Here is a 5,253-nt window from a genome sequence, read left to right on the forward strand (position 1 = left end):
CGCCGTGCACGCGGTGCTCGACCTCGCCCGTGACGCCGCCCACCACGTCACCCGCCCGGCCGCGCCGCTGACCACCTTCCTGGCCGGGGTGGCCGTCGGCCGGGGCGCCAGCATCGGCGCCGCGACGGCCGCCGCCACCCAGCTCGCCCTGGCCAAGGGCCAGCACCCCTCCACCTCCTGACCCCCGCCGGGCGGCCCCGCGCCGGCTGGGATGGCGCCGGGGGCGCCACTACCCTGTCGGGGTGCAGCGGCTGTGGTTGCGCTGGCTCGTGCTGGCGCTGTTCTGTGTGGTGGTCGTCGTCGCCTTCGTCACCCTCGGTCGCTGGCAGCTGAGCCGGCTGGAGGAGCGCCGGGCCGAGAACGCCCAGGTCGCGGCCCAGCGGCAGGCGCCGCCGGTCGGGGTCGACGAGGCCCTCGGCGACGAGGTCACCGACGCCGAGCAGTGGCGGCGCGTCGAGCTGACCGGCGAGTTCGACTCCGAGCACCAGGTCCACGTCCGCAACCGGCGCAACGGGGAGGCGCGCGGATTCGAGGTGCTGACCCCGCTGCGGCTGGCCGACGGCCGCTCCGTCTGGGTGAGCCGGGGCTTCGTCGCCGACACCCGGGGCATCCCCGAGACGCTGCCCGCACCGCCGGCCGGCGAGGTCGACGTGCTCGGCTGGTTGCGGCGCAACGAGCAGGGCCGGGAGGCGCTGACCACCCCGTCCCGGGGTTCGGTCCGGCTGGTCAGCACACCGGCCCTGGCCTCCACCGTTCCCTACCCGGTGCTGACCACCGGCTGGGTGGCGGCCGCCGACACCACACCGGTCGACCCGCAGCCCGGCTACGCCGCGCTCGACCCGGTGCAGCCGCCGGCGCCGACCGAGGGCAACCACCTCTCCTACGCCCTGCAGTGGTTCGCCTTCACCGCGATCGCGGTCGGAGGGGTGGTGGTGCTGGTCCGCGGCGACCTGAGGGAACGCCGCCGCGAGCGCGCCGGTGCGCCAGACTGAGCCCATGGACCTGCAGCTCGCCGACCGCACCTTCGTCGTCACCGCCGCCTCCGCCGGGCTCGGCCGCGCCACCGCCACCGCCCTGGTCGCCGAGGGTGCCCGGGTGGTGCTGGTGGCCCGCCGGGCCGACGTCCTGGCCGAGGTGCTCGCCGAGCTGGGCGAGGACGCCGCGGTGGCACTGCCGGCCGACCTCTCCGATCCCACCACCCCCGGCCGGGCCTGCGAGCTGGCGCTGAGCCGGTTCGGCTCCCTGGACGGGGCCCTGGTCAGCGTCGGCGGCCCGCCGCGCGGGGCCACCCTGGCCAACAGCGAGCAGGAGTGGCGGGACGCCTTCGAGTCGGTCTTCCTGGCCGCGCTGCGGGTCAGCCGGGCGGTGCTCGAGCACGCCACCCGCGACGACGTCGCGCTGGCCTGGGTGCTCTCCAGCACCGCCCGCGAGCCGCTGCCCGAGATGGCCATCAGCAACGGGCTGCGTCCCGGGCTGGGGCTGCTGGTCAAGCAGCTGGCCGACGAGGTCGGGCCGCGCGGCGCCCGGGTGGTCGGGCTGATGCCGGGCACCGTGCGCACCGAGCGGATCACCGCCCTGCACGCCCACAGCGACGACCCCGAGCAGGCGATGGCCGACGCCGCCGCCAGCATCCCGCTGCGCCGGCTCGGTGAGCCGGAGGAGTTCGGACGGGTGGCCGCCTTCGTGCTCTCCCCCGCCGCCAGCTACCTCTCGGGCTGCCTGCTCCCGGTCGACGGCGGGAAGATGCGCACCCTGTGAGGCCCCGCTGAGCGCCTCCGGGAGCGCCCTGGCGCTGGTGCAGCCGCTGCTGCGCTGCCCGGTGGGCGGGCACCGCGAGCCGCCCGGGCTCGAGCTCGTCGACGGGGGTCGGCGGCTGCGCTGCGCGGACGGGCACTCCTTCGACGTCGCCCGGCAGGGTCACGTCAACCTCATGGGCGGGGTGGCGGCCGGGGCGAACGCCGACACCGCGACGATGGTGGCCGCCCGCGAGCGGGTGCACGAGGCGGGGCTGCTCGACCTGGTCGGGGAGGCGCTGGTGGAGGCCTGCGCCGACCTGGGTGAGGCGGCCCGGCTGGTGGAGACCGGCGGTGGCACCGGCCAGCACCTGGCCCGGGTGGTCGCGGCCGGGACGCAGCGGGTCGGGTTGAGCACCGACGTCTCCACCGCCGCCGCCCGGCGCGCCGCCCGGGTGCACCCGCGGGTGGCCTCCGTGGTCGCCGACAGCTGGCGGCCCTGGCCGCTGCTCGACGGACGGGTCGACGCGGTGCTGGTGGTCTTCGCCCCCCGCAACGCCGCCGAGGCCCACCGGGTGCTCCGTCCCGGCGGCACCCTGGTGGTGGTGACCCCGGAGCCGGACCACCTCGACGGGCTGCGCGGACGGGCCGGGCTGATGAGCGTCCAGGCCGGCAAGGCCGAGCGTCTGGAGGAGCAGCTGGGCGGGCGCTTCGAGCCGGTCTCGCGACACGCCGAGCGGCGTGGGCTGGAGCTCTCCGACGAGGCCGCCGCCGACCTCGCGCTGATGGGCCCGAACGGGCACCACACCGACCGCGAGAGCCTGCTGCGACGGCGTCCCGGCGGCCGGGTGACGCTGTCTGTCAGGGTCGCGCGGTACCGTCGCAGCGGAGCGTGAGCGTCCGCCGCCCGACCCGCGGAAAACCCAGATATGGGGTACTTGCACGCGTGTCATTTCCAGATATAGTGGTTCTCACCGGCGGCCGATGCCCGCGTACCGTGCCCAGGCACGCCATCGCGGACCGCACCTGACCCCGGGGGAAGAGCCGAGTCGAGCGCGCGGAGCCGTGGTCCACCACCGCTGCCGTGGCACCCACACCTGCGACCACAGAGGGATGAGTCATGCACGCAGCCGAGCAGCAGATCACCGTCCAGAAGCGTGACGGCAGCCTGGTCCCCTACGACGGCTACGAGATCGCCCGCTCGATCGAGGACGCCAGCCGCGGGCTCGACGATCAGGTCACCCGGGCGACCCAGATCCAGTCCGAGCTCGAGATCACGCTGTTCGACAAGATCACCACCGAGCAGCTGGACGAGGCCGTCATCGGGGTCGCCCTGCAGAACGTCAAGGACGACCCGGCCTTCGACACCATCGCGGCCCGGCTGCTGGTGAAGACCCTGTACAAGCGGGTGCTCGGCGAGGGCGTCACGCTGACCAACGTCGCCCGCCGCCACCACGAGCAGTTCGCCGGCTACATCCACAAGGCGGTGTCCGACGGTCTGCTCGACCCGCGTCTCGGCGAGGACTTCGACCTGCTCCGGCTGGCCGGCGCGCTCGACCCGGCGCGCGACGACCTGCTGCGCTACATCGGCGTGCAGACCATGCGCACCCGCTACCTCATCAACGACTCCCGGCGCCAGCCGATGGAGACCCCGCAGTTCTTCTGGATGCGGGTGGCGATGGGTCTCTCGCTCAACGAGCAGGACCCGACGGCGGCCGCGCTGCAGATCTACGACGCGATGTCCTCCCTCACCTACCTGGCCGCCGGCTCCACGCTGGTCAACGCCGGCACCTCCTACGCCCAGCTCTCCAACTGCTTCGTCATGCAGATGGACGACGACATGGAGCACATCGCCACCTCGCTGCGCAACGTCATGTGGCTGACCAAGGGCACCGGCGGCATCGGGCTCTCGGTGACCAAGCTGCGCTCTGAGGGCTCGCCCATCCGCAGCAACAACACCACCTCCACCGGGCCGATCCCCTTCATGCACACGATCGACTCGAGCCTGCGCGCGGTCTCCCGCGGCGGCAAGAAGTTCGGCGCGCTGTGCTTCTACATGGAGAACTGGCACCTGGACTTCCCGCAGTTCCTCGACCTCAAGCAGAACTCCGGCGACCCCTACCGCCGGCTGCGCACCGCCAACACCGCGGTCTGGATCTCCGACGAGTTCATGAAGCGGGTCCGCGACGACGAGGTGTGGTACCTGTTCGACCCGCTCGAGGTGCCCGACCTGCCCGAGCTCTACGGCGCCGCCTTCTCCCGCCGCTACGCCGAGTACATCCAGAAGGCCGAGAACGGTGAGATGCGCCGCTTCAAGCGGGTCCGCGCCCGCGAGCAGTTCAAGTCGATCCTCATCACCCTGCAGAGCACCTCGCACCCGTGGCTGACGTGGAAGGACACCATCAACACCCGGGCGCTGAACAACAACACCGGGACGATCCACCTGTCCAACCTCTGCACCGAGATCTGCCTGCCGCAGGACCGCGACCAGATCGCGGTCTGCAACCTGGCCTCGGTCAACCTCTCGGCCCACCTCGGCGACGACCTGGTGGTCGACTGGGAGCGGCTGCGCCAGACCGTGCGCACCGCGGTCCGCCAGCTCGACAACCTCATCGACATCACCATCAGCCAGGTGCCGGAGTCCGAGCGCTCCAACTCCGACCACCGTGCGGTCGGCCTGGGCGTGATGGGCTTCACCGACCTGACCGAGCGGCTGGGCATGGCCTACGACTCCGAGCAGGCGGCCGAGCTGATCGACGAGCTGATGGAGTTCGTCAGCTACCACGCGATCGACGCCAGCGCCGACCTGGCCCGCGAGCGCGGCAGCTACCGCACCTTCGAGGGCTCGCGCTGGAGCCAGGGCTGGGTGCCCTTCGACTCCCTCGCCGCGCTGGAGGCCGACCGCGAGGTGCCGGTGGCCGTCGACCGCTCGATCCGGATGGACTGGGACACGCTGCGCGAGAAGGTCCGTGGCGGCATGCGCAACTCGACCGTGCTGGCGATCGCGCCGACCGCCTCGATCGGTCTGGTGGCGGGCACCACCCCGGGTCTGGACCCGCAGTTCAGCCAGATCTTCAGCCGTGCCACCTCCTCGGGCAAGTTCCTCGAGGTCAACCGCAACCTGGTCGCCGACCTGAAGTCGCGCGGGCTGTGGGAGCAGGTGCGTGACGAGCTGCTGCAGGCGCAGGGTGACGTCACCCGGATCGCCTCGGTGCCCGACGACCTCAAGCAGATCTACCGGACGTCCTTCCAGCTGGCGCCCACGGCCTTCATCGAGATCGCCGCCCGGGCCCAGAAGTGGATCGACCAGGCGATCAGCCGCAACATCTACCTGGCCAGCCGCGACGTCAACGAGATGGTCGAGCTGTACTCGGCGGCCTGGGAGCGGGGGGTCAAGACCACCTACTACCTGCACATGATGCCGCGGCACACCGCCGAGCAGAGCACCGTCAAGATCAACAAGGCGGCCGAGATCCGAGGTGGCACCGGGTCGACCGGTGCCGGTCGTCGGGGCTTCGGC

General features: G+C 72.6%; 5 protein-coding genes. All 5 read left to right on the forward strand.

Annotated features, from left to right (window positions below; genetic code table 11):
- The coding region (locus tag DVA66_RS16755) for a DUF6457 domain-containing protein (protein WP_232822027.1) at positions 1–181 on the forward strand (181 nt) is incomplete at its 5' end.
- 61 nt (positions 182–242) lie between these two features.
- Positions 243–992: an SURF1 family cytochrome oxidase biogenesis protein gene (locus DVA66_RS16760; protein ID WP_157974075.1), complete on the forward strand. Its 750-nt coding sequence runs from the start codon at positions 243–245 to the stop codon at positions 990–992.
- 4 nt (positions 993–996) lie between these two features.
- Positions 997–1,758 (forward strand): SDR family oxidoreductase, encoded by a 762-nt coding sequence (locus DVA66_RS16765; RefSeq protein WP_114561093.1) that lies wholly within the window; start codon positions 997–999, stop codon positions 1,756–1,758.
- A 37-nt stretch (positions 1,759–1,795) separates the two neighbouring features.
- Positions 1,796–2,629: a putative RNA methyltransferase gene (locus tag DVA66_RS16770; protein ID WP_114561094.1), complete on the forward strand. Its 834-nt coding sequence runs from the start codon at positions 1,796–1,798 to the stop codon at positions 2,627–2,629.
- A 224-nt stretch (positions 2,630–2,853) separates the two neighbouring features.
- A partial coding sequence (locus DVA66_RS16775; RefSeq protein WP_114561095.1) for a ribonucleoside-diphosphate reductase subunit alpha occupies positions 2,854–5,253 on the forward strand: 2,400 nt, incomplete at its 3' end.

Origin of the sequence: Desertihabitans aurantiacus, from assembly GCF_003344635.1 — a bacterium.
Classification (GTDB): Bacteria; Actinomycetota; Actinomycetes; order Propionibacteriales; family Propionibacteriaceae; genus Desertihabitans; species Desertihabitans aurantiacus.